Annotated in this window: 21 protein-coding genes, 1 tRNA gene and 2 pseudogenes; 14 read left to right on the top strand and 10 right to left on the bottom strand. The window is 54.6% G+C overall.

Features of this window, described 5'->3' with window-relative positions:
* Window positions 1-170: 170 nt before the first annotated feature.
* The 3 genes from GA0071314_RS00955 to GA0071314_RS00945 are packed head-to-tail and all read right to left on the bottom strand — an operon-like array spanning window position 171 to window position 3276.
* On the bottom strand, window positions 171-1214 hold the full coding sequence (locus GA0071314_RS00955; protein WP_082934164.1) for an ABC transporter substrate-binding protein: 1044 nt from the start codon (window positions 1212-1214) through the stop codon (window positions 171-173).
* Window positions 1214-2611, bottom strand: a complete 1398-nt coding sequence (locus tag GA0071314_RS00950) for a sensor histidine kinase (protein WP_074394890.1) — start codon at window positions 2609-2611, stop codon at window positions 1214-1216. Before GA0071314_RS00950 ends, GA0071314_RS00955 begins: the two co-directional genes overlap by 1 nt.
* Window positions 2608-3276 carry a response regulator gene (locus GA0071314_RS00945; RefSeq protein WP_074394889.1) on the bottom strand — a complete coding sequence of 223 codons (669 nt, stop codon included), beginning with the start codon at window positions 3274-3276 and terminating at the stop codon, window positions 2608-2610. The genes GA0071314_RS00950 and GA0071314_RS00945 overlap by 4 nt, the downstream gene beginning before the upstream one ends.
* A 138-nt stretch (window positions 3277-3414) precedes the next feature.
* On the opposite strand from GA0071314_RS00945, the gene GA0071314_RS00940 reads away from it, so the two are divergent.
* The 4 genes from GA0071314_RS00940 (at window position 3415) to GA0071314_RS00925 (ending at window position 7042) form a co-directional block, all read left to right on the top strand.
* Window positions 3415-4407 carry a Bug family tripartite tricarboxylate transporter substrate binding protein gene (locus tag GA0071314_RS00940; protein WP_074394888.1) on the top strand — a complete coding sequence of 331 codons (993 nt, stop codon included), beginning with the start codon at window positions 3415-3417 and terminating at the stop codon, window positions 4405-4407.
* Window positions 4404-4853 (top strand): tripartite tricarboxylate transporter TctB family protein, encoded by a 450-nt coding sequence (locus GA0071314_RS00935; protein ID WP_074394887.1) that lies wholly within the window; start codon window positions 4404-4406, stop codon window positions 4851-4853. The genes GA0071314_RS00940 and GA0071314_RS00935 overlap by 4 nt, the downstream gene beginning before the upstream one ends.
* Window positions 4854-4865: 12 nt before the next feature.
* On the top strand, window positions 4866-6359 hold the full coding sequence (locus GA0071314_RS00930) for a tripartite tricarboxylate transporter permease (RefSeq protein WP_074394886.1): 1494 nt from the start codon (window positions 4866-4868) through the stop codon (window positions 6357-6359).
* Window positions 6360-6694: 335 nt separating this feature from the next.
* Window positions 6695-7042, top strand: a complete 348-nt coding sequence (locus GA0071314_RS00925; RefSeq protein ID WP_074394885.1) for a hypothetical protein — start codon at window positions 6695-6697, stop codon at window positions 7040-7042.
* A 107-nt stretch (window positions 7043-7149) separates the two neighbouring features.
* Here GA0071314_RS00925 and GA0071314_RS00920 read toward each other — a convergent pair whose 3' ends face one another.
* Window positions 7150-8121, bottom strand: coding sequence for an AraC family transcriptional regulator (locus GA0071314_RS00920; protein WP_082934163.1), 972 nt, complete (start codon window positions 8119-8121; stop codon window positions 7150-7152).
* Between the two features lie 305 nt (window positions 8122-8426).
* Between GA0071314_RS00920 and GA0071314_RS00915 the strand changes: the two genes are divergently transcribed.
* Both GA0071314_RS00915 and GA0071314_RS19720 read left to right on the top strand, forming a co-directional pair.
* A complete protein-coding gene (locus GA0071314_RS00915) occupies window positions 8427-10049 on the top strand; it encodes a BCCT family transporter (RefSeq protein WP_074394884.1) in 1623 nt (540 codons plus the stop codon).
* 203 nt (window positions 10050-10252) lie between these two features.
* A pseudogene (locus GA0071314_RS19720) lies at window positions 10253-10336 on the top strand (NYN domain-containing protein); the annotation flags it as partial.
* Window positions 10337-10342: 6 nt separating this feature from the next.
* On the opposite strand, the gene GA0071314_RS00905 reads toward GA0071314_RS19720, so the two are convergent.
* On the bottom strand, window positions 10343-11335 hold the full coding sequence (locus GA0071314_RS00905; protein ID WP_074394883.1) for an IS30 family transposase: 993 nt from the start codon (window positions 11333-11335) through the stop codon (window positions 10343-10345).
* Window positions 11336-11436: 101 nt separating this feature from the next.
* Here GA0071314_RS00905 and GA0071314_RS00900 point away from each other — a divergent pair.
* Window positions 11437-11775, top strand: a pseudogene (locus GA0071314_RS00900) (NYN domain-containing protein); the annotation flags it as partial.
* A gap of 99 nt (window positions 11776-11874) precedes the next feature.
* Here the strand turns inward: GA0071314_RS00900 and GA0071314_RS00895 are convergent.
* Complete coding sequence (locus GA0071314_RS00895) at window positions 11875-13431, bottom strand: Na+/H+ antiporter NhaC family protein (RefSeq protein WP_074394882.1); 1557 nt, start codon at window positions 13429-13431, stop codon at window positions 11875-11877.
* A gap of 664 nt (window positions 13432-14095) precedes the next feature.
* Between GA0071314_RS00895 and GA0071314_RS00885 the strand changes: the two genes are divergently transcribed.
* The 3 genes from GA0071314_RS00885 (at window position 14096) to GA0071314_RS00875 (ending at window position 17073) form a co-directional block, all read left to right on the top strand.
* Window positions 14096-14719 (top strand): peptidase E, encoded by a 624-nt coding sequence (locus GA0071314_RS00885; RefSeq protein WP_074394880.1) that lies wholly within the window; start codon window positions 14096-14098, stop codon window positions 14717-14719.
* Window positions 14720-14851: 132 nt separating this feature from the next.
* Window positions 14852-16426, top strand: a complete 1575-nt coding sequence (locus tag GA0071314_RS00880; RefSeq protein WP_074394879.1) for a transposase — start codon at window positions 14852-14854, stop codon at window positions 16424-16426.
* A 224-nt stretch (window positions 16427-16650) separates the two neighbouring features.
* Window positions 16651-17073, top strand: coding sequence for a hypothetical protein (locus GA0071314_RS00875; protein WP_074394878.1), 423 nt, complete (start codon window positions 16651-16653; stop codon window positions 17071-17073).
* 288 nt (window positions 17074-17361) lie between these two features.
* Here GA0071314_RS00875 and tnpC read toward each other — a convergent pair whose 3' ends face one another.
* Genes tnpC through GA0071314_RS00860 form a run of 3 tightly spaced genes read right to left on the bottom strand, consistent with a single transcriptional unit; the run spans window position 17362 to window position 19569 of the window.
* Window positions 17362-18957 carry an IS66 family transposase gene (tnpC, locus tag GA0071314_RS00870; protein ID WP_074398367.1) on the bottom strand — a complete coding sequence of 532 codons (1596 nt, stop codon included), beginning with the start codon at window positions 18955-18957 and terminating at the stop codon, window positions 17362-17364.
* A 46-nt stretch (window positions 18958-19003) separates the two neighbouring features.
* Window positions 19004-19360 carry an IS66 family insertion sequence element accessory protein TnpB gene (tnpB, locus tag GA0071314_RS00865; protein ID WP_074394877.1) on the bottom strand — a complete coding sequence of 119 codons (357 nt, stop codon included), beginning with the start codon at window positions 19358-19360 and terminating at the stop codon, window positions 19004-19006.
* Window positions 19357-19569 (bottom strand): hypothetical protein, encoded by a 213-nt coding sequence (locus tag GA0071314_RS00860; protein WP_074394876.1) that lies wholly within the window; start codon window positions 19567-19569, stop codon window positions 19357-19359. The genes tnpB and GA0071314_RS00860 overlap by 4 nt, the downstream gene beginning before the upstream one ends.
* A 354-nt stretch (window positions 19570-19923) precedes the next feature.
* Between GA0071314_RS00860 and GA0071314_RS00855 the strand changes: the two genes are divergently transcribed.
* Entirely contained in the window at window positions 19924-20622 is a 699-nt protein-coding gene (locus GA0071314_RS00855) for a hypothetical protein (RefSeq protein WP_074394875.1), read from the top strand.
* 154 nt (window positions 20623-20776) lie between these two features.
* Here the strand turns inward: GA0071314_RS00855 and GA0071314_RS00850 are convergent.
* Window positions 20777-20853: transfer RNA gene (locus GA0071314_RS00850), tRNA-Arg, on the bottom strand.
* Between the two features lie 143 nt (window positions 20854-20996).
* On the opposite strand from GA0071314_RS00850, the gene GA0071314_RS00845 reads away from it, so the two are divergent.
* From GA0071314_RS00845 to GA0071314_RS00835, 3 genes are read left to right on the top strand one after another with little or no spacing between them, the layout of a single operon-like run.
* A complete protein-coding gene (locus GA0071314_RS00845) occupies window positions 20997-21989 on the top strand; it encodes a TRAP transporter substrate-binding protein (protein WP_074394874.1) in 993 nt (330 codons plus the stop codon).
* On the top strand, window positions 21990-22514 hold the full coding sequence (locus GA0071314_RS00840) for a TRAP transporter small permease (RefSeq protein WP_074394873.1): 525 nt from the start codon (window positions 21990-21992) through the stop codon (window positions 22512-22514).
* On the top strand, window positions 22511-23770 hold the full coding sequence (locus GA0071314_RS00835; protein WP_074394872.1) for a TRAP transporter large permease: 1260 nt from the start codon (window positions 22511-22513) through the stop codon (window positions 23768-23770). Before GA0071314_RS00840 ends, GA0071314_RS00835 begins: the two co-directional genes overlap by 4 nt.
* The last annotated feature ends 3 nt before the right edge of the window (window positions 23771-23773 follow it).

Genomic DNA, 23773 nt, shown 5'->3' with positions numbered 1-23773 from the left:
TTAACGCCATATATTTTTTTAGTATAGTGATTCAGCCAGCGTGAACTATCTTATGCCGCTCTTGGCATACGCTCAACGGCCAAGAAGAACTTGTTGCCGTGGTGACCAAACCCGTGCTGACATGAGTCAATTTCGGTCATCATCGTTAAGGGTAAAATCTGGTGCAGCCATCACTCATCGTTACCGCTTTGATAGCGACTGAACTCTCGTTGCCACCGCGCCATAAACGCATCGCGACGTAGCGCATCAACAAAGGCAAGCACCGATGCGTTGAGTGTAATGGGATAGAGGCGGTCGCCAACTTGATCGCGTAAGCGTTGAGCGGTGTAGGGACCAACAACATCGGGCCGCACGCTGAAAAGCGGTGTTTGCGACGCCAGGACACGCTGGCCATCGCGGCTGAGTAGAAAGTTCATAAAGGTTTGCGCTGCCCGCGGATGCGGGGCATCACGATGGATAAACCCTGTCCGCATCATCACCAAGGCATAGTCCTGGGGCACCTGCACAATCACCTCAGGATTTTCCTGTGCCCACACCATGGCGTAGGAACCCAACAGGTTGTAACCCAGCCAATAGCGCCCTTCTGTAATCCCTTCAAGCATCGCGCGAGTATTGGATTCGAGCTGTGCGTCGGCATCTCCCAATACCGTCACCAGATCCCAAAACTTGTCTGTATAACGCGCATCCTGCTGAAACAAGGTGTAGCCAATCCCGCTTTCTGACGGAGAGTAGGTGGTTACCTTACCCTGTAACATCTCACGCTGCTCGCTTAGCAGCGTGTGAAGATCCGCATGGGTTTGCGGTGGCAGGATATGACGCGTTAAATCAAGCCGGTAAGCCATGACGATCGGCTCAAAAGTGAAGCCAAATAGCTCATTACGCCATTTTGCCCAGTCAGGCCATTCACTGGCCTGTGCAGAATCCAATGGTTGAGCATAGCCTTGGTTCACCCGGTTCATCTGCCAGGGCATTGCAGAGCTGATTACCACGTCGGGTGGCGGATCCGCTGTCTCTATCAAGTCATTGACTTGCAATGTTGAACGGTCACGGTAGGTGAGTTCGATATCGGGGTGGGCTTGTTCGAAAGCCTCCAGCAGAGGCGCGACTACCTGTCGATCCAAAGCGGCTTCTACCACCAGGGGCATCGCTTGCAAACGCTGAGAGGATGAAAAACAGACAACCAGCAGGGCCGTCATCAGCCATAGGCGGTGCATTAGGTTTCCTCTCTTATGGCTAGAAAATGCAGCTCAAACCGAAGCCCATGAGGCTGTCTTTCTTTGACCCGCAGTTCGGCCGCATGGCGTTGCGCAATGGAATCAACAATGGCCAGACCGAGGCCTGATCCGTGCGTATCCTGACGCCCGCCGCGTTCGAAGGGTTGAAACATCCGATTGCGAACCTCGGGATCCACCCCAGGACCGTTATCCTCGATATAAAGTATGATGTGATTGTCGATGTTCTTTAGTCCCAGGGTAATGACGCTACCTGAAGGGGTATAGCGAACTGCGTTATCGATCAAGTTGCCCAGCAGCTCACGGAGCGCCCACGCTTGCGCCCGAACCATGACAGGCCCGGCAGGCAGCTCGTCCAGCCCCAGATCATGGTTCATCGCCACTTCACGTTGCGCCCATTCAAGCACGGTGTCATGTAGCGTGGTTTTCAGGTCGAGCGGCATGAGCTCGTCAGCCTCTTCAATATGGCGCAGGCGCGCAAGGCTCAACAGCTGGCTGGCAAGGCGACTGGTGCGCTTTGCACCGTCGTGGACGTCCGACAGAGCTCGATACCACTCACCAGGCTCACGGCTGTGCAAGGCCAGCTCGCTGGTACTCTGCAAGCCCGCTAGTGGGGTCTTGAGCTGATGGCTGGCGTCAGCCGTGAAACGTAGCAGGTTGTCGCGGCTTTCGCGCTGGCGGGTAAACAGGGTATCGAGCGTTTCGACCATTTCACGTAATTCTTCCGGAACGTCGGCATTGAGGGGCCGTATGTCATCGGCCTTGCGGCGCCGCAATTGATGACGCAGCTTGCGCATCGGTTTCAATGCCACTCGCATCGCCAACAGCATCAGGATGCCTGCCAGCAGCACCATGGCGATAAAACGAATGACCGCTCGATCGAACAGCTCTTTTGCCAGTGCCTGGCGCCCACTGACCGTATGCCCCACCCAGATCTGCACCGGATCTTGAATGTCCCATCCCGCCGAGTCGTATTCTCTACCATGCAACCTCCAGCGCGTCCCTGCCTGCGTCAGATCGAGCCAGGTTGGCTCGATGGCCGCCCTGTCTCGCCCTGCCTTGGGTATAGGGATATCGAGGTTGGCCGAAATTCGTCGTCCGTTATGGTCGAGCACGGCGTAGAAGACCCGCTCCTGATGAGAGGTGGCCAGAATTTGCAGGGCGGCGGGAGGAATCCTTACGACAGGGTCGCTACCTTCCCATTGAACCGACTCGGCGGTCGTCAGTGCCGCCGCTTCAAGCTGACTATCGTAAGCACGCTCAGCCGCGCGCTGGGTTGAATAATAAGCCTCTATCAACAGTAGCGTACCAAGGCCCGAGACCATGACCATTAGCAAGATAGCCAGACGCGCTTTTAGCGTGCCTTTAACATGAATCACCTTTGCGTATCCTCAAGGCGATAGCCCAGGCCACGAAATGTTCGGATACGCAGGCAACTCCCTTGAAGTCGCTTGCGTAGGCGGCTCACATAAACTTCCAGTGCGTTGGGGCCAACGTCACCGTAGCTAAACACTCGCCCTTCCAGCATCTCGCGTGGAGCAATATTGCCCGCGTGTAACAGCAGCCCTTCAAGCAAGCGCAGCTCACGGCGGGGTAGTTCAAGTATTGTGCCATCGAGTGTCGCGGCGCCGGCAGTTGGATCCAGGCACAAAGATCCATATTTCAACCGGTTATCGCTACGCTGCTGGCTGCGTCGCAGCAAGGCACGCACTCGGGCTTCAAGCTCTGCAACCGAGAACGGTTTGGCAAGGTAGTCGTCCGCGCCCAGGTCAAGACCACGGACTCGGTCATCGATGCCGTCCCGGGCCGTGAGAATCAGCACAGGTGTTCTGTCGTTGCGATCACGTAACTCACCCAGTAATTCAAGGCCGTCACCATCGGGCAAGCCCAGATCAAGCAAAATAAGATCGAAAGTGTCATTCCGCAACGCCGCACGCGCCTCGCTGGCAAGCGAGAAGATATCAACCGTATTACTCAGCCGAGCAAGCGCATTGTCCAGAGAGCGGGCGATCATCGGATCGTCTTCAACAATGATTAGGCGCATATGACTAAAGTCTCAGAGCGGTATTGGTGAGATGACAGGTTGGTGAAAGGTTAACTACCTAACATGGCGAGGGTCATCTGGCATGACCGGGCTTGGATCTTTCCCGCCCCGACTAAAACAAGAGAACAGGAGATCGCCATGAAGATCAACCCAATCCTTCGCCGCACCTCTGGCCTTGCAGTGATCGGAAGTGCATTGTTTTTCGGCCACGCCTACGCGCAGACGATCCCAGAGTCCACCGAGTGCATCGCGCCTGCCAAACCCGGTGGAGGCTACGATTTGACGTGCCGACTGGCGGCCAATGGCCTTCAGGATACAGGGCTGATAAGCAAACCGATGATGGTGAGCTATATGCCCGGCGGCATCGGCGCGGTGGCTTACAACCACGTTAACGGTGTACGCACCGATGATCCCAGCCTTATTGTAGCCGCCAGTACCGGAGCTGCCGTCAACCTGGCGCTTGGCAAGTTTGGCGAGTACGACGCTGATGAGGTTCGCTGGCTGGGCGCGCTCGGCGTCGACTATGGCGCTATCGTCGTCAGTTCCGATGCACCGTGGGAAAACCTTGACGAGCTGATGGCCGACCTGAAAGAAGATCCCAACGAGATTGCCTTCGGTGCTGGCGGAACGGTCGGCAGCCAAGACTGGATGAAGGCCGCCCTGACCGCCAAGTCTGGCGATATATCCCCGCGAGATCTGCGCTACGTTGCCTTCGAGGGTGGCGGTGAGGCCCTGGCGGCATTGCTGGGCGACCACATCCAGGTGTTCACCGGCGACCTTTCGGAACTCAAGTCTCAGCTTGAGAGCGGCAAGATCCGCGTACTGGCGTCACTTTCCGAAGAGCGGATGGGCGGCCCCTACGCCGAGATCCCCACCGCAGCCGAGCAGGGCTACGACGTGGAATGGCCGATCTGGCGTGGCTATTACATGGGCCCTGAAGTCAGCGATGAAGCCTATGAGGCCTGGATCGAACGCATGCAGGCGGTGGCAGAAGATCCTGTCTTTGCCGAGCTGCGTGAGGCGCGCGGCCTGTTCCCGATGTCACGCTTCGGCGAAGATTTTGACAGCTACGTCCAGGAGCAGGTTGCCGAGTTTAAAGGATTGGCTGAAGAAGTGGGGCTAACGCAATGAGAATCGCCGCCGACCGCGTAATGGGCATAGCCCTGATCGGTCTGGCGGCGTTTATCGCCGTCCAGGCCGCCCAAATGGAAATGCCCTTCAGCTCCGAACCCGTGGGCCCCAAGGCCTTTCCGCTGGGGCTGTCGATTTTGCTGATACTACTATCATTGGTGCTGATTTTCAGACCCGGCGATAACGGCAGTTGGCCGCACAAGGCACTGGCGCTCAGGTTGATACTGGTGCTGGTCTTGCTGTTGGCCTACGCCGTCTTGTTCACACAACTGGGGTTTATCGCCTCATCGCTGTTGGTGATAACAGCCCTGGCGCGACTGTTCGATGCGACCTGGGGCAAAGCCCTGATCACCGGCATTGTCATGTCGATTGTCGGCTATTTTCTGTTCACCGCCGCCCTTGGCATCAGTCTGCCTTCTGGCTACTTGTTCGCCAGCTTCATCTAAAGGATCGCTGAGATGTTCGATTTCCTGATCGACGGCTTCGGGGTTGCTCTAACCCCTCTCAACCTGGGCCTGGCCTTTCTTGGCGCCCTGCTGGGCACCCTGTTTGGCGCCTTGCCAGGCATTGGCCCGATCAACGGCATCGCCATTCTAATGCCGCTGGCCTACACCCTTGGCTTGCCAGCTGAGTCATCGCTGATCCTGCTGGCCGCCGTCTATACCGGCGCTGAATACGGCGGGCGCATGTCGAGCATCCTGCTCAATGTGCCCGGTGATGCCGGCGCTGTCATGACCACCCTGGATGGCTACCCACTGGCACAGCAAGGGCTCGCAGGCCCCGCTCTAGGCCTTTCGGCCGTCAGTTCATTCATTGGCGCTACCATTGCCATTATTGGCCTGACACTCTTTGCGCCGCTACTGGCAGAGGTCGCAGTGATGTTCGGCCCGGCAGAATTTTTTGCGCTCATGATCTTCGCTTTCTCCTCCATGTCAGTGATGATGGGCAAAGATCCCATCAAGACCGCCATTGGCGCGGTGCTTGGCGTGATCATTGGCACCGTAGGGGTTGACTCCGGTAGCGGCGTGTTGCGCTACACCTTCGGTTTGCCAGAGCTCTACGATGGCATCGACTTTGTGGTGATGATCATCGGACTGTTTGCCATCAGCGAAATTCTGCTGATGCTTGAACATGCCCACCGCTCGGAGGACGACGGCAAGCTCCCGCCTCTGGGTCGCGTGTTTGTCACCCTCAAAGAGGTGTTGGCGTGTAAAGGCGCTATCGGTCGCTCGGGGTTGCTCGGCTTTATCATTGGCGTTCTACCTGGAACCGGTGCGTCGGTGGCTGGTGCCGTCTCCTACACCACCGAGAAGCGCCTTTCCGACAAGGACAACACCTTTGGCAAGGGCGACATGCGCGGATTGGCAGCACCAGAGTCGGCCAATAACGCCGCTGCAGTCGGCTCCTTCGTGCCTATGCTGACGCTTGGCATACCGGGCTCTGGCACCACGGCCGTATTGCTTGGGGCGCTGATGCTTTACAACATCACTCCCGGGCCAATGATGTTTACCGAGCAGCCTGAAGTGGCGGGCGGCCTGATCGCCTCACTTTACATTGGCAATGTAGTGTTACTGATCCTCAATCTGCCACTGGCTGGCGTATTTGCTCGCGTGCTGACCATTCCGCGCTGGGTACTGGTACCCGCCATTGCTATTCTGGCGTTCGTTGGCGTCTATCAGTTGCACTCCGATCTTTTTGCTATCTACCTGATGCTTGTCATCGGTGTGTTTGGTTATCTCCTGCGCAAGATGGGATTCTCTCTGGCGCCAGTGATTCTCGGCTACGTGCTGGGGGGCTTGATGGAGCAGAACCTCCGCCGTGCTCTGTCCATTAGCGGTGGCGAAGTCGGGATTCTATGGCAGTCAGGCATTTCACTGGGGCTGTGGGTTGCCGCTGCCTTACTGCTAGTACTGCCCTGGTTAGTACCAAAACTACTCGCGGCCAGACGCTAACACCAACAACGAGAAGCGCTGGGTTTCAGTAAGGGGTGGCTTTACAGCCATAGACCAGCGCTATCACAATCATCTACATACGCTATAAAATGCAGTGGTATATCTTGAATAACTGCATTGATAGATGAAATTTACAGAATTAGGCAATCTTCAGCGAGAAATACGCCTATTGTTAGCAGTCTAACATCACTATCATTTCTCTCATGGTCGTAACGGCCAATATGCCGCCAACCGGGGATCTATCGCGCCCTGTTCCACTGGATCGATGCGAACAGGCATGCAGCCAACACCCCTGGATTTTGCGGCTATATCATTCAACGAGAGGAAGTCATTCCATGAAATACGCCACTATCATTATGCAGACCCTCACCGCTGGCGCCCTGGTTCTGGGCATGGCCGCTCAAGCCACCGCCGCAGAGCCAACCCAGGCACGCTTCGACACTGGCAGCCCGGCCCAAGTCGGCACACGGGAAGGCATCAACCAACTGGCAGATGATGGCCAAGCCTTCGACAACCAAGGCACTCACTACCGCACTACCTTCGACGTCGGCAGCCCTTTAGTCGGCGGCACACAGGAAGGAATGTTCAGTGAGCGTGTTGAAGTCGAGGACAATCAGGCCATGTCACAACAGGTATCGCATACCGAGCATGCTGAGAACCTGACGCGTGGTACACGCGGCTAAAGCGCCGACGCGCATCCAGAGCGGCGCAGACATCACGGGCCACCCAAGCGGGTGGCCCGTTTTCATGCCTTGGCAACATAGCGATACATCACTACTGAAAAGGCAACCTAAGCGGGCACGCTTATGCGGGTTTCGCCACGTAACTTGGCAATATCACTCCGCGGTGGTGCGCCAAACATGCGGCTGTATTCGCGGCTAAATTGCGATGGGCTTTCGTAACCGACCCGATAGCTGGCAGTGGAGGCTTCTAGCCCCTCTCTAAGCATCAATAAGCGCGCTTCGTGCAGCCGCAGCTTCTTCTGAAATTGTAACGGCGACATGCAGGTGGCCTGCTTGAAGCTGTGATAGAGCGCAGATTCACTCATATTCACATCGTCCGCCAGTTGCCGCACCCGCAGCGGCTCAGCAAAACGGTCCTTGAGTACCGAAATCACCTGAAAAATGCGGTTTGACTGGCTGTCGGCGGAGGCGAACTCGCGCATGCGTGGGCCCATCTCCCCTACCAAGGCGCGGTAAATGATCTCACGGCGAATCAAAGGCGCCAGCACGGGAACATCCGTGGGCGAGTCGAGTAGCCGAACCAGCCGGGTCATGGCATCCAGAATCCCCAAGTCGACCTGGGCAACACACATACCACAGCCTGAATAAGGGGCATCAGTGGGTTCGCTGGCATGGGGGGAATCGCCCAACTGCAGCACCAGTTCGGCGACTTCGGCGGGGTCGATATTGATCTTAATGGCTAGAAACGGATGCTCAGGCGAGGCGTCTACCACAAACCTGTTAACCGGCAGGTCGACGCTGGACACCATATAGCTGAGCGCATCATAGACGATTTCCCGATCCCCCAGTTGCACCACCTCACGCCCCTGGGCGATGACGCAGAGAGACGGCTCGTAGACTGCAGACATACAGCTGGTAGGCGCGTCTACGCGAAACAGGCTTAATCCCGGAATATCCGTTTCATTCAGACCCTCATTGCTCATTCTGGCCGAGACCAGATCGGCGAGTTGCTGGCACATAGGCTCGGCAATTGACTGCGCTGGACCGGCTAGAGAGTGGGGATAGGCGACGTTATTCATGACTGACCTCCATATGCGTGGAGACAGTATACCAAGACCAGCAAAATATTAGCCTGCGAACAAAAAATTCACAGGATCAGGCAAAAAAGGCTGCATAATAACGCAAACCCTTGCCACTGGCGGTTCAGGGGGTAACTCCGCCGTGACCAGAGCGCGAGGAATACCTCAGAGTGACAACCCAAAATTAGTTGAGCTCTACACTATTACCGTTGAGAAAACCGGCGGTGACGTTTGCTAGTCACTTGGCGTGATCGTCGAATACCCCCTATGGTGACGGAAAGACAAAGACTTGGGGAGAAGTGGTAATGGATGCACTTGCGAGAAAACTGGGCCTAAAGACGGACCCCATCATTTTTTTCACGTCTGCAGGGATCATGATCCTTTTTCTAGTGGTGCTTTTGATTGCGCCAGAGCCAATAGGCGCAGCCTTTGGCGCGGGGCGGGAATGGATCGTTACCAACCTTGGCTGGTTCTTTATTTTAGGGGTGACAAGCTGGGTGGCCTTCCTGCTGTGGGTGGCAATCAGCCGTTTCGGAGCAATCCGCCTGGGTGGCAATGATGCGAAGCCTGCTTATGGCAACATTTCCTGGTTCACCATGCTGTTCGCTGGCGGCATCGGCACGGTGTTGATGTTCTGGGGCGTGGCCGAGCCTATTTCACACTTTGCCACCCCCCCAAGGTCGGGTGTCGAGCCCTTCTCTGTGGAAGCCGCCGACGATGCCATGAGCTTCTCAATTTATCACCTAGGGCTGCATACCTGGGCGATTTTCGCCATGCCGGGGCTAGCTTTTGCGTACTTTATTTATCGATATAAACTGCCAATGCGATTCAGCTCGGTATTCTACCCGCTGATAGGCGATCGTATATACGGCCCCCTGGGTAAATCCCTCGATATCTTTGCCATTCTCGGCACCCTGTTTGGCGTGGGGGTTTCCGTCGGCCTGGGTACCCAACAGATCAATGCGGGGTTAACGGAATTGTTTGGTGTTCCGGATGCCGTGATTACTAAGGTGCTCATTATCACCGTCCTGACGGCCGTCGCTGTCGGGTCGATCGTGGCGGGGTTGGATTCAGGCGTAAAACGACTTTCCAACATCAATATCGCGATGGCCGTCGGCTTGATGATATTTGTGCTTTTTACCGGTTCGACCGTTTTCCTTTTACGGGCCGTCGTCGAGACCTTTGGCCTATACATAACAAATCTGCTGCCAATGGCTTTCTGGAATGACACGCTGGCCAGCTATTCCAGCGAAGGCGGCACCTGGGGGTGGCAGGGTAGCTGGACAGTGTTCTATTGGGCCTGGACGGTCACCTGGTCGCCATTTATCGGGATTTTCGTGGCGCGGATTTCCCGGGGGCGGACTATCCGTGAATTCGTCTTTGGTGTGCTGTTCGCTCCCTCCATCTTTACGCTGGTCTGGTTTGCGATCTTTGGCTGGTCTGCCATGGAGATTGACGGTATCGGGTCAGAGGCCCGCGAAGCAATGGGGAGTCAGGCGGGCATATTGTCCGATGCCGTCGGCGAAAGCATACCCCTGGCTATGTTCACATTTTTTGAGAGCTTCCCGGGAGCTACACTGGTTCAGGGGTTGGCGGTCGTTATTGTCGCTATCTTTTTTGCCACCTCATCAGACTCCGCGTCCCTGGTAGTCGATATGCTATGCACAGGCAGTGAGGATCCAGGCCCCTGGCATCAGCGGGTGTTCTGGGGCGTCTCTGAAGGCATGCTGGCGGCCATGCTCATCGTGCTTGCCGGTGACGCCGGGCTTACTGCCTTGCAGGAGGTGATCACCGTTGTCGGCCTGCCGATGTTTATCCTGGTGTTTATCATGATGTTCGCCTTGTACCGCGGCCTGTCCCATGAGGAATTCAGCGAAGTCAAAGTGGGTAGCCCACCCAAGCCAGAGGAGTTGACACAGGATAGTTAGGCGAGCGGCAAGCAAACGCAAAACAGGCCTGCGACTTCTCGCAGGCCTGTTTTGTGTAATGCCCTTCAGCCGCCCCCACATCGAGAGAGCCGAGGTCTGATGGGCCTGAGGATCATGACGCTTACGAGCTCTATCCAGCGCAAAGCGTGGCACGGTGGCGTGTTTGCTAGCCCCCACAACTAAAAGAATAAAGGTAATATTTCATGGTAAAAGTTGCGATATTTATTGATGTTCAAAATGTTTATTACACAGTGCGAGAAGCATACGGTAGAAACTTTGACTACAACCTGAATTCAACTAATAAGTGCAGCACCCGCGGTTTCTAGCGCTCCTGAATATTCTCCTAAGAACACCTGGGCTGGGGTTCGGTATCCCAGCCGCTTTCTGGGTCTATCGTTCAGCTTGTGAACAACGCGTCGCAGCTCTACATTAGTCACCTTCCGGAAGTCTGTACCTTTCGGAAAATACTGCCTGATCAGGCCGTTGGTGTTCTCGTTTGTCCCACGTTGGCCTGAGCAGTAAGGATCACAGAAATACACGGAGGCGCTAACCGCTTTTGCGACCGTCTCGTGGTCTGCAAACTCCGAGCCATTGTCTAGCGTGATCGTCTTCACCGCGCCCCGACGAGGCTTAAGTAACCGAACCATGGCTTTCTGCGTTAGTTCTGCCGTTACCTTTGGAAGACGTGCCGCCAACAAGTAGCCACTTCGTCGCTCTACCAACGTCACTATCCCCGCTTGCTTGTGCCCATAAAGCACCGTGTCGCCTTCCCAGTGACCGATGGTGAGGCGTCTTTCGATAGCAGGCGGCCGATGCTCTATCCCCACACGCTTAGGAATCTTGCCTAGTCCTGCGCTTTTGGCATTGGCACGATGTTTACTGCGACGCTTGGGCTGGCGGAGGTGTCGCCACAAATCGCCACCCTTGGCCTTATCGTCCCAGATCAACGAATAGACCCATTGATGACTCACCCCTATACCCGTCAACGGCGCCATAAAACCGCTAATCTGCTCTGGACTCCATTCTTCCCTAAGCCTGTCAGCTACGGCATTGATCAGGCTAGGGAGTCGCTTTGTCCACTTCCAAGCAGAGCGGCGTCTCTGATCGCTGTAACGCTGCGCTTTTGCGGGTTCATATCCCTTGGCACCTGAATTACGTCTCAGCTCACGGCTCACGGTACTGCTGTGAATGCCAAGCTGTTGAGCAATCTGACGTTGGCTCACCCCTACATCCCTGTGGGCAAAAATTTGATATCGTTGTGCCTGGGTCAGTTGTCGGTATCCCATACTCTGCTTCACTTTGGTCGGTAAGGCGGAGAGGGTACCGCTGCTGGCCCTCCTGCCTCTACCGTATGATCCAAAGTGCTGCAGTTATTCTATGAATTCAGGCAATAGACAAAGGCGATAAAAAGCAACGCGAGTTTCAAACCATACTCCGTGCCATTGGTTTTGACGTAAAGCTAAAGCCTTTTATTCAACGCTCGGATGGCTCTGCAAAAGGTGATTGGGATGTTGGCATCGCGATTGATGCAATGGAATATGCTGAACAGGCAGATGTTATCGTACTGGTCTCAGGCGATGGAGACTTTGACTTATTAGTAAACAAGATTCGTGTTAAATATGGAAAAAAAGTTGAAGTTTATGGCGTTCCTAAATTTACAGCAGCGTCGCTCATGAATGAGGCCAGCGAGTTTTTCGCTATCGAGAAAGAGCTTCTGTTGGATTAGAAAGCAGAGTTCAGTACGCCTACCAGTTGCAAGACTCAGATATCCGCTCCCCAAAACAGTTGCCAGCGCCACCATGATGGCGCTGGCTTTTATGCAGGGTTATCGGCTAGCCGACTCAACCTCCGCATACGCTTTCGTGCCCCATGCCCATCGCAGCACGCACACCACCACCAATAGCGAAACCACCCCGCTAAGGCCGCCGATCCAGGCTGATTCTGTCAAACCGGCGATGAAGAAAGCCATAATACCCGCTGTTCCCGCACTCAGCGCATAGGGTAACTGGGTCCGCACGTGGTCGATGTGATCACAGGAAGAACCTGCCGATGAGAGAATGGTAGTGTCCGAAATTGGCGAGCAATGATCGCCGAAGATGCCGCCACTGAGCACTGCGGCGATGGCCAACGATAGTGACATATCCATTGCAACAGCCACAGGCATGGCGATAGGGATCATGATCGCGAAGGTGCCATAAGAGGTCCCGGTGGTAAACGCGACGAGCGAGCCAATCAAGAACAGCAGTACCGGAATCATACTCGGCGCAATGCTGGCCTCGGCCAACGTGACGAGATAATCCGCGGTGCCCAACTCCGAGGTCACGCTACCGATTGACCAAGCCAGGGTGAGGATGATGTAAACTAGCGTCATGCTTTTGATACCGGTGACCACTAGGTCCATCGATTCGCGAAAATCGAATAATCGCTGTTGTAGGCCCATGCCCAGCGCTACGCTCACTGCTAAAAAAGTAGCGATCAGGATTGATTGGCCACCATTGGCCTCCCCCATCGCCGTGATCACATCATTCTCGGGGAAATTACCGGTCCACATGAACAGCGGCGGAATCATCCCTATTAGCACCACGATCGGCACAATCATGTTGCGTTTGCGCGAGCGCTCCTCAGACACCACCTGCATTTCGGTCGCTTCCCGATCGGAGGGCGGCTGGGCACTATCTGCCATCAGCTTACCACTGGTCCGGGCACGCTCTTCGGCACGCGCCATGGGGCCGAAGTCCCATTGGGTAACGACGATCACGAGAATCAATAGCAACGCCAGCCAGGCATAGAAATTGAGGGGAATCGACGAAAGGTAAATCAGGTATTCCGAACCCGTTAAATCCATTTCGCCAAGCTGGGTACCAATCAGCCCCATCACGAAGACGACCCACGTGGAGACGGGCCCCAAAAGGCACATCGGTGCCGAGGTCGAATCGACAATGTAGGCAAGTTTCTCGCGTGAGACACGCATGCGATCGGTGATCGGACGCATGACACTCCCTACCGTTAGGGCATTGAAGTAGTCCTCGAAGAAAATCAGCACCCCGAACCCCATGGTAGCCCCTTGAGCACCACGCGGAGAGGCCACTTTGGCGCTAATCGCCCGGGCAATGGCATGAGCACCACCGGTTCGCTGTAGTACGGTGATCAATATCCCAAATAGACCGCAGTATATGAGGACGGTGGCACTCCACTCATCGCCCACACTAGGAATGATGAACTCCGCAAAGCTATCGTAGAGCCCAGCCGCCGGGTTGCCACCGCTGAGCATCGTCGCCCCCAGCCATACCCCGCAAAATAACGCAGGAATTACGTTGCGGGTTACGAGTGCGAGCACAATCGCCAGCAACGGAGGAAACAGGGAAAACAGACCAAAGGACATAAATCGTCTCCATCATTGAATTGTTATCGGTCTTACCAGGAATATAAAGGCACACCTAACCATGAATGGGCGGCTCCCAGCACACCCTTAAGATAATTAAGGAACACGACGTGGCGTATAATACGGTCGTTTGTGTCAGTGTAAACCGGCTATCACATCTTTGCGTGAAAACAGATAAGGCGTGGTCGGCAGAGCCAATGCACCGACGTAGATTTCATCAAGGCGTTCTTGCGCTTGGCGTCATAAGCGCAGAGGTGGGGGAGGCGTTGAGGCTAGTCAACAAGATAGCAGTGATTTTCATCACTACCCTTTCTACAACGGTTGCGAAATTAAGCTTAAAGAAAGAGACTGCTTTACAGGATGCGGCAACTGTAAGGCTCGCTAGAATGGACCTATTACTAGGCGCACCAATTGAGTAACCCTAGCCCAGCCTGTGCTGGTGCCATGGTTGAAGCAGAGCAGACGTATCGGGAAAGGCAGCAGGCGCACGAATTTTGGATATACAGCCTAATGAAAATTAATAGCCAAAAAGATCATAGGCTTGGGATGACTTAGCTGGCTGTTTTTGTCGGACAAAAGTGCCAGCACCTTCATCCAATCATAGAACGCGCGGTTTAATACCTGTTAAGTTTCTAGAGAAGTGTTCGGGTAGAAAGGAGGTGTAATGAAAAAGATGTTTTTAACTTCGTCTTTCGTGGATGTAGCAGATTTGTTCGTGAAGTTCGCTGAGGAAAAATGTGCCGGCAAAACTGTTACATTCATACCTACGGCGAGTCTTGTTGAAGATGTTAAATTTTATGTGGATGCTGGCAAGAAGGCCCTTGAAAAACGCGGGCTAATTGTTGACGAGCTTGAAATTTCAACGGCAACCAAGGAGAAAATAGATAGTACGCTCCACAAGAATGATTATATCTATGTTACTGGTGGCAATACTTTCTTTCTGCTTCAAGAGCTGAAAAGAACAGGCGCGGATAAAGTCATATCTGAACAAATAAATTCAGGGAAAATGTATATTGGTGAGTCTGCCGGTTCCATTGTGCTTTCACGCAATATTGACTATGTAAGAGACATGGATGATTTCACTGCCGCGTCGAACATTGGCACGTTTTCATCATTAGGCATGATTGATTTTTATCCGGTTCCTCATCATACAAACTTTCCATTCAAAGAGTCAGTCGAAAGAATCATCTCTACCTATGAAGGGAAAATAGATCTTTGCCCAATTAGCAACACACAAGCGATTGTCATTCATGACAATAAATTTGAAGTTTGGGATGCCAAAACTTAACAAGTTACTGCACCGGAAAAATATCTCGCTGGCGCTCGTCATTTTCCGGTGAGTAAAGCGTTGAGGCTGTAGAAAAACCCGCGGACGCCTAAGTTTTGGTAGGATCGAGGAAACAGACGAGGAGTGGTCAGCATGCCGCGCTTCAAGGCTTATAACTACGATCAGAACGCCATGGTGGTGATCAACTACCAGGATCAGCTCCAGCCAGGTACCTTTGAACACGCCGTGCACTACCTGATCGAGTACAAGCTCGACTTATCCGTTTTCCATCCCAAGTACCGCAACGATGCGACCGGTCGGCTGGCCTACGATCCGGCCATCCTGCTTAAGATTATCCTGTTTGCTTACTCAAAAGGCATCACCTCCAGTCGCGAGATGCAGTGGAGCTGCGAGACCAATATTATTTTCAAAGCCCTTTCTTGCGATACCGTTCCCCACTTCACCACACTGGCCAGCTTCGTTAGCCGCCATGTCGATGAGATTGAAGTGCTGTTCGAACAAGTGCTGCTGGTGTGCCACGAACAAGGCTTGCTAGGTAACGAACTCTTTGCGATTGATGGCTGCAAGATGTCCTCCGATGCCTCAAAAGAGTGGTCTGGCACGTTCAAAGAATTGGACGAGAAACGTGAGAAACTGAGAGGCCTGATTCGGCATCACCTACTGGAGCACTACGCGCGTGATGAGGCCGAGACGGAAGCCGATCTGGATCGGGATATCCGACGGGCCAAGACGATTCTCTCGCTAGATACCGCCATGAACAAAGTGGATCGTTTCCTAAAGACGCACAGCCCAAGGATGGGCCGGGGGAAGCGAATCAAGGAAGTGAAGAGCAATCTGACCGATAACGAAAGTGCCAAAATGACGACCAGCAAGGGCACGATCCAGGGCTATAACGGTGTCGCCACGGTGGATAAAAAACACCAGATCGTCATTGACGCTCAGGCCTTTGGTGAAGGCCAGGAACACCACACTTTGCAGCCCGTACTGGAAACGGTCGAAGCCCGTTTTCAGAAGCTGGAGATTGCGGAAAATATCTACCAGCAAGGCACCGTCGTCACCGCGGATACCGGCTTCGCCAATGAAGCGAATATGAAGTACCTGCACGAACGACAGATCAATGGCTACATCCCCGATAACCAGTTCCGCAGCCGAGATCCGAAGTTCGCCGACCAGAAAGACAAATACGGCAAGCGCCATCAGAACCTGCCGGACAAAGGCTGGCGAGAGACGACGCCCGCCAGCGCGTTCCAATTTGATCCTGTAAAGCTAACGTGTATCTGTCCAGCTGGCGAAAAGCTGACCTATCGAGGGCAGCGGGAAGCCGACAATGGCAAGATCCGGGTGCACTTCGAAGGCCGTTTACTGCAATGTCGGCATTGCCCAAAGAAATACCGGTGCATGCAGAACCCAAGCTCGGCCGACCATCGCAACGGCGCTGGGCGACAAGTGTCTTTTATTATCGGGAACAATAACTTACCCAATTATACCGGCTGGATGAAGCACCGAGTCGATAGCCCCAAGGGCAAAGAAATTTACAGTCATCGAATGTCAGTCGTAGAGCCGGTGTTCGGCAATATTGGCACGACAAAAAGACTGAACCGCTTCAGCCTTCGGGGTAAGAAAAAGGTGCAAGGTCAGTGGCAGCTATACTGCTTGGTGCACAATATTGAGAAGCTAGCGAATTATGGCCATTTGGACGCGTCATGAAGGGCTTGGAGTGGGGTATGTTGCTTTGTGAGCGCAAAACACTGTCTTCAACTGGCTTAAGCTGGGCGCTCAAGTGGCTAAATGCCGACATTAAGATTACTCAGCCAGATGACCGGCTGGGTAAATAAATAAGGATAACAGGCGGTGGAGATGGCTCGAAATCAGGTTTTTCTACAGCCTCGTTAGTGTTCAACAGATAACCCTGACCATTGGAGGATAGAACAATGAAAAATCCAGATAAGACGTGGTCTTGGAAAAAATCCTTTAAAAACGCGACTGGAAGTGCAGCAAGTGGAGCAACTGCAGGAGCAATGGTGGGGATAATTGACCCTACAGGCGCTACGGCTTTAGGGGGCGCAATTATTGGTGCGGCAACGGGATTCGCTGGCCAGTTCGTTGGGGACGGAGTTGGATATCTATGGGATGATTATCCACCAGTGGAGTTCGGTACATATGCGCTTTTCAATTTTGTTATTGGTTTGCTGTTACTTATACCTTTAGTTTTTGTAATTGGGCTAGGGGAATTCGAATCAGACAAGCTGACAGTTTTTGGAGCGACATCTTTCGTGGTTTCAATGACCACTTCCGCCGGAGCGAGACTGATTGATGACATACGTGATCGCATGTCCAATAAAGATTATAGCTAGAACACTAACAATTTGTTTCAGCTCGTTCCAGGCCCGATGGGCCCTCCACCGGACAGCCTTGTCGCCGCTCCGCTCTGCCAAGGCTGCCGCTGAACAATGGCGTTACGCATCTGTCGTAAATTGCGCGACCTGGGTACATTTATGAATATTTTGGGATTAATTGCTATTGCTTCAGGCTTCATTTCCGCAGCTTGTTGGTTGCGGTCGAGCGTAGTAAAGGTTACTCGCGAGAAGGAGGTAGAGAGACGTAAGTAAGCGCTCCACTAACCCCATCTATTCACGCGTCGCTTAGACCGGCAATGTCTCTTTCCACTGCCAGGGCAGCAGCGTGTGGAGCTCATCATCGTCGAGGGCGGGCAGTGTCGCAAAGACGTACTGCAAGTAGTCGTAAGGCGAGAGGCCATTGGCTTTGGCGGTTTCGATCAGGCTGTAGATCGCCGCGCTGGCGTGAGCACCGCTCGGGGTGTGGCTGAACAGCCAGTTTTTACGCCCCACCACGAACGGGCGGATAGCGTTCTCTGCCGGATTGTTGTCGAACGGGATCAGGCCATCGTCCAGGAACCGGGTCAGGCGAGGCCACTGGTTATCTAGATAGTGTAGGGCTTTCCCCAGCGCGCTTTTGGGCAACACCTGGGCCAGTGACTTGTCGAGCCAGGTGCGCAGTTGATCGATCAGTGGGCGGCTCTTCTGGTCACGCAGCGCGTGACGCGTCTCAGGCTCAAGGGCCTTCGCCTGTTTTTCCACGCCGTACAGCTTACGGATCTGGTTCAGCGCCCAGTCGGCTTTGCCAGTTTTGCCTTTGGGCTGCACCTTCTGGGCCTCGATGAACTTGCGCCGGGCATGCGCCCAGCAGCCCGCATGGGTGATCCCATTGCGACGCACGATCTCGGCGTAGCCTTCATAGCCATCGGTGATTAAGCGCCCCGCATAGTCGCCCAGCAGGTCAACGGGCACCCGTCCGGCGCGGCTGGCGGCGTAGTCGAACAGAACGACTTGTTGTCCCGGCGGACCACCGCGCTGCACCCACATATACGAGGTGGCACTGGCGGCACGATCCGCTTCTTGATTCACCTGGAGCGTCGTCTCATCCATGTGGATCAGCGGGGCGTTTAAGAGGTGATGGCGCAACGTGTCGATCAACGGGGTGATCCGTTCTCCCGCCTGCACCATCCAGCGTGCCAGGGTATTGCGGGGGATCTCGGCGCCATGGCGGGCAAAGATCTGGCTTTGCCGATAAAGCGGTAGCGCGTCCTGGTATTTAGCCGTCGCGATATAGGCGAGCAGCGTGGCGCTGGCATTACTCTTGGGCAACAGTTTGGCGGGTGCTGGGGCTGTGTTGACGCCCTCTTCGCACGTCGGGCAGGCATATTTGTGTCGCACATGGCGGATCACCTCGATCCGCGCGGGCACCACATGCAACTCCTCGCTGACCTCCTCACCGATCACCTTTAGCGCGGTGCCGTCATCGTGGCAGTGGCGAGCATCGTCGGGCAGTTCATGGACGATCTCGACACGCGGTAGCTCTGGCGGTAGCGCAATACGCCCGCCGCGTGTACGACGCTTAGCAGGCGTGGCAGTGTCGATCGTCGCGTCATCAGCGGTGGCGTCGCACTCCGGTGCAGCATCGTTGTCTTCCTCGTCAACCGACACTTCCGCTTCATTGATAAGCAGATCTTGCTGGTCGACACGGTACTTCTCGGTGGAAGGGCCGAACTGACGCTCCAGGGCAAGCCGGAACTGTTCAAATAGCGACTGTTTGGTGGCTTCCCACTGCGCTTCCTTTTTTTCCATCAACGCCAATAGCCGCGCATTTTCAGCGTCAGCAGCGGCCAGCTTGCGCTCAAGCTGGGTAACCGTCGTCGAGGAAGAGGCCGTGTTTTTCATACCGCGTAGTATACCAAAAGCGCCACCAAAATAGGAGGCGATTTTGTTAGCCAACTCGCTGAAAATACAGCGCTTTGTGAGGCTTCATGGCCTTCAGGTCGTAGCCATCCAGCAGCCAGTTAAGCTCTTGGCCGGTTAACGTCACGGTCTCGCCATTAAGGTGCGTTGGCCATTTAAACCGCTCACGCTCCAAGCGCTTGTACCACACCACAAAACCGTTACGTTCCCAGAACAGCAGTTTCACTTTATCCCGCTGGCGATTACCGAACACGAACAGCGCTTGATCGAACGGGTTCAAGGCCATGGCTTCCTGAACCAGCAGTGCCAAGCCATCGATTTGCTTACGCATATCCACGGGCTCTCGGCACAGGTAAACCTTTAGGTCAGTGCCTGGACGAATCATGCGACCACCTCCACCGCGACAAACCGGGCGGGACGACAACGCGGTGGCACGGGGAAGCCTTGCACGATTAACCGATTTTCCCACGCCATCAGGTCGGCTAACGTCACTGCCTGTGCGTTGGCATATTCACTTAACGGCATCTGCAACGCGGCAGCATAAGACAGATGCCCTAACCAAAACGCTTGAGTGGGATTGAGTTCGCGGCTCATGATGATCTCCAAAGCAAAAGAGACCATCAGTGTGATCAGACAACGTTAATGTGGGTAGATGGGGTTTATGGCGCGCTTACAGACGTAAAGCAAAAGCTAAGAAGCAAGGCGAAACCCCAAACTTAGGTGGCGTATCCTTAGATGGTTGGGATATGTCCGCTAAGTTTCGCGTACAATCGTTCTGGAACTCTATTGCGGCGGTATCGGCAGCACTTTCGATCTCAGCCCAAACACTGTCTCAGATGCTTCAAAATGTATAACGAGGCGTACCAGTTTGCCGTTGCAAGCGGCTGCAGGACGCTCGCAAGCTCGTGCCTCTATATATACGCGGCGTTATGTTCTAGGAGTAAATGATTGAGAATATTAGGTTTCACCTTTTTCTTGGCTTTGCTAATTCCGATTTGGCTTTACATCAGTCAATTCGGGATCGGGTTGTGGAGCGATCATACAAAATGGGCTGAAATGGGAAGTTTCTTTGGTGGCATCTTAGGTCCAATAGTTACTGTTATATCTGTTAGCTTTTTATATGCTCAGATCAAAGCTCATCAAAAGCAGCAGCAATACACTCTTGATACTTTAAAGTTACAAAAAATCGAGTCTGATATCTCGTTTTTTGCATCGGTGGTTAAATCTGAATTAGAACGTGAAATATCGACAATGGGTGGAAAAACGCTGAATAGTATTTTAAGTCACCATGCTGCAGAGTTTTGTTCAGTTTATACTCGCTATCAAGGCAACGAAGACCCGAATCTAATTATCAAAAAATTTGGCCGCCGTTCGTTTGATTTTTTAGTGTGCTATGAAAGTCTTTTTGCATCTTGGCGTGCCATAAATGCACATCTTCACTCATTAAAAGTGCTCGATGAATTTTTAGGTATGGAAAACTATAAATCACAGCTTGCTCGTGTTTTTACTACCTTGGACAGCTACATTTGCTCACATTTAGACACCATATCGATGACCTTAGAGCAAGAATTTAAACCACATTTTCGACCATCTTTTGAGGAGTCTCGAGCGAAAGTTCAGGCGTCAATGAATACACAACATAACTAGGCCAGGCACGGCGACGTCTACTACATTGTGGCTTCGCCTTCATCTCGTAGCCGCGCATGCTGGCTGGCGTTATATCAATATCACCTAAAAAACCGCCAGACCCATACCAGCCAAAAAAATGGCCCGCGATTTCTCGCAGGCCATTTGATGATTCTGGCGCGCCCGGCAGGATTTGAACCTGCGACCCTCGGCTTCGGAGGCCGATACTCTATCCAACTGAGCTACGGGCGCTTAGGGGGCGTATCCTACCCGCGCGGGCGCGCTGTGTCCAGCCGCAGAGCGCTTTGGGGGCTTAAGTCAATTGACCCTTTTCCCATGCTTGGTGCATGCTTACCGAGCACTTCTGCACGTTAAAAAATTGGGAACACAATAAAATGAAAACATTTGCACGCAGCACGCTGGCACTGGGCATCTCACTGGCGCTGGTAAGTGGCGCTAACGCCTCCGTTGACGATATGGAACCCGTTACTCTGCGCCTGGCGCATGTGGTCAACGAACAGGACGGCTTCCATATTGCGGCCACCAAATTTGAAGAGCTTGTCGAAGAACGCACCGACGGCAAGGTGGATATTGAAATTCATCCCAACGCCTCGCTGGGTGACGAACGCACGCTGCTGGAAGGCATGCAGATCGGCACCGTCGATATGGGTGTGATCACTAACGGGCCGGTGGCCAACTTTGTCGAGGAAATGGCGGTGTTTGAGCTGCCGTTCCTGTTCCCCTCGCCCGAAGCCGCCTACGAGGTACTCGACGGCCCCATCGGCCAGGAACTGCTGGACAAACTCTCCGAGGTGAACCTGAAGGGTCTGGCCTACGCCGAGCGCGGTTTCCGCAACCTGACTAACAGCGAGCGCGCGGTTAACACGCCGGACGATTTGGACGGCCTGCGTATCCGCGTGATGGAAAATCCGGTGTATACCGACACCTTCCGCGAGCTGGGCGCGAACGCCATCCCCATGGCCTGGACCGAAGCGCTCACTGCCATGCAGCAGGGCACCATCGACGGCCAGGAAAACCCGGTCAACGTGATTCACTCGTTCAACCTGGACGAAACCCAGAATTACATGACGCTCTCGCGCCACACCTATGCGCCGGCAATTTTCGTCATGGGGGCTTCCGTGTGGAACCAACTCCCCGAAGACGCCCAAACGATTCTGGAAGAAGCCGCTCAAGAGGCTGCCGAGCATGAGCGCCAGGTGAACGCCGAAATGGAAGCAGAACAGCTCGCCGAGCTACGCGAGGCGGGCATGGAAATTAACGACTCGCCCGATATCGAAGCATTCCAGGACGCCGTGCAGCCGGTGTATGACGAATACGCCGAGCAGTTTGGTGATTACCTGCCGCGCATTCGGGAGGCATTGGAATAAGTGACCCAACGCGCCCACTCGCTGATCGTTGGGCTGCGCCGTGTTGAGCGCGGGCTGGATGGCGTCATCCAGCCCGTGGTGTTTGTGGGCATGGCGGCCCTGATTGGCGTTATCACGTTACAAATCCTTTCCCGCGTGCTGTTTAGCGCGGTGGAATGGACCGAAGAACTCGCACGCTTCTTGCTGGTGTGGCTGACGTTTCTTGCCGGGACGTCGGCCTTTCAGCGCGGCCGGCATATCGCGGTGACCTTTGCCGTTGATGCCCTGCCCGTTCGGCTGCGTCAGTTGGCGCGGTTGCTGGCTACGCTGGTGGTGGTGGCCTTCTTGATCGCCCTGGCGGTGATCAGCGTGGAATACATGCAGGTGCAGAGCTTCCAGAAGTCGGCGGCCATGCGCGTGCCGATGTCGTACGTCTACGCCGTGGTGCCCTTCTGCGCCGGCGTGATGGCCTGGTATGCGCTGGTCGATGCCGTAGAGCTGATACTCACCGGCGATACCCATGAGCCCAGGGAGACGCCGCTATGACGCTGCTCCTGTTTGGGCTGTTTTTTGGTCTGATGCTGCTCAGCGTGCCCATTGCTTTCGCGATTGGCGCCAGCACGCTGTTTGCGCTTTATCAGGCAGGGGTGCCATTGATGGTGGTGCCCCAGCAGATGTTTCAGGGCATCAACTCCTTCGCGCTGGTCGCCATTCCAATGTTTATTCTGGCCGGCGATTTAATGGCCCAGGGCAAGGTCAGCGAAAAGCTGGTCAGCTTTGCCGATTCATTGGTGGGCTTCATGCGCGGCGGGCTGTCGCTCGTCTCGATCATGGCGGGGATGTTCTTTGCCGCGATTTCCGGCTCGGGCGCCGCCACGACCGCCGCCGTGGGCTCAAGCCTGGTGCCCGAACTCAAGCGTAAGGGCTACGATCCGGCATCGGCGGCCGGCCTCATCGCCGCCAGCGGCACCATCGGGGTGGTGATTCCGCCCTCGGTGCCGATGATCATCTACGCGGTCATCGCCCAGCAGTCGGTATCCAAGCTGTTCTTGAACGGCTTTCTGCCGGGCCTGGCGATGGGCCTGGGGCTGATGGCGATTGCCATTATTCAGGCCTATCGGCGCCAATATCCCAAAGGCACGCCGCTGTCGTGGCCGGTGATTCTGCGCACCTTTAAAGACGCCAGCTGGGGGCTGATGACCCCGGTGATTATCCTGGGCGGCATCTTCTCGGGCATCTTTACGCCGTCTGAAGCCGCCGTGGTGGCGGTGAACTACGCCATCATGGTGTCGCTGTTTGTGTACCGTGACCTCACCTTCCCTGATGTGTATCGGCTGCTGATCCGCTCGGCGATGACCACCTCGGTGATCATGCTGGTGATTGCCATGTCGGCGGTGCTCAGTTGGACGCTCTCCAGTTGGCAGGTGCCGGGGGCAATTGCCCAATCGGTGCTGTCACTGTCCACCGACCCGTACGTGATCATGCTGCTGATCGTCGCGGTGATTCTGCTCACCGGGGTGTTTATCGAAACCGCCAGCGCCTTGATCATTCTGACGCCGGTGCTGCTGCCGCTTGCACTGCAGTTGGGCATCGACCCGATCCACTTCGGCCTGATCATCGTGGTGGGGCTATCCATCGGCATGATCACCCCGCCGGTGGCCATCAACCTGTACGTGGCCTCTTCGGTGACGCAGTTGCCGCTGGAACGCATCACCCAGGCCATCGTGCCCTATTTGCTTGGGTTGATCGGCGTGCTGCTATTGGTCGTTTACGTACCGATGTGGCTTGGCTTGTCGGGCTGAGCT

Source organism: Halomonas sp. HL-93 (genome assembly GCF_900086985.1).
Classification (GTDB): domain Bacteria; phylum Pseudomonadota; class Gammaproteobacteria; order Pseudomonadales; family Halomonadaceae; genus Vreelandella.
This window is presented reverse-complemented; position numbering and strand designations above follow the sequence as displayed.